2 protein-coding genes are annotated in these 1049 nt (G+C 59.3%); both read right to left on the bottom strand.

Features of this window, described 5'->3' with window-relative positions:
* Positions 1–40: 40 nt before the first annotated feature.
* On the bottom strand, positions 41–538 hold the full coding sequence (locus C2U70_RS32750) for a DUF2269 family protein (protein WP_246666929.1): 498 nt from the start codon (positions 536–538) through the stop codon (positions 41–43).
* Positions 539–722: 184 nt separating this feature from the next.
* On the bottom strand, positions 723–1049 hold a 327-nt coding region (locus tag C2U70_RS32745), incomplete at its 5' end, for an adenylate/guanylate cyclase domain-containing protein (RefSeq protein ID WP_140982928.1).

Raw genomic sequence — 1049 nt, 5'->3', positions numbered from 1 at the left:
GCGATCTCGACAAGGCGCAAGAGCGGAACGCCCGACGGCTTCAGCCTGGCTTGAACACCATGAAATAGAAGATTCCAATCATGGCGGTCGTTGAAGGGAGGCCCAACAAAGTCCAATTTCTGAAGTGCTTTTGATACGCGTCGGGCAATTCAGAGTGTGTCTCGACGGCCTTTCTGGACAGATCAACCATGCGGTGCTGTAGCCAAACACCGAGGATCCAGCAAAGACCGGCCACACAAAACAGCAGGAAGGCCCACCCCAGCCATCCCGCCAAAACCGGAAATCCCGCCAGCGATGCCAACCACAAGCCGGTGACGATCTGAGCAAGCGCGGACAAGACCGTCAGATAAGACTCGACCTTGACAATATGAGGCCCGACTTCGGCAATGAGTTTTGCTTTTCTGGAACCAAATACGATGGTGCCCAGCAAGGCCGCGAAAATGCCTCCGCCAAACAGAATCGTAGCGCTCACAAGATGGATCAACTTCAATGCAGGATAAATCATTGCAAGCCACTTGAAGGAATCGCGCCAAGCCATCGACTCCGCCGCTGCAAAATACCGCTTGGAAAATTCTTTTGTCGAGTGTTCGACGACTTTAGCAATGGCGCGCCCGCAGGATTTCGAACTCCGACCGACAGGCGAACGAACTTACGGCGCCAGTGTATTCAATTGCCCTGATCGCTTCACAGCTTCGAAGGCGCACGCGCACCCGGCGAACGCCTCACTCCTCCACCCGATACAACCGCCACCTCTCCGGCACCCCCTTGAGCTGATGCGTCCCGTGATCGGCGAACCGGATCGCCGACTGCGTCTTCAACAGCTCCTTCACCGCGCTCGACACCAGCACCTCCCCCGCCCGCGCCTTGGCGGCGACGCGCGTGCCGATGTGGAAGGCTATGCCGACCATCTCGCCGCCGCTCACCTGGTACTCGCCGGCATGCAGGCCCACCCTGATCTCGAGGCCGAGCGTGCGCACGGCCTTCTGGATCGCGCTCGCGCATTTGATGCCGGCGGCCGGCGCCTTGAAGGTCGCGAGCACGCCGTCGCC

This window comes from Bradyrhizobium guangdongense, from assembly GCF_006483445.1.
Lineage (GTDB): Bacteria > Pseudomonadota > Alphaproteobacteria > Rhizobiales > Xanthobacteraceae > Bradyrhizobium > Bradyrhizobium guangdongense_A.
This window is presented reverse-complemented; position numbering and strand designations above follow the sequence as displayed.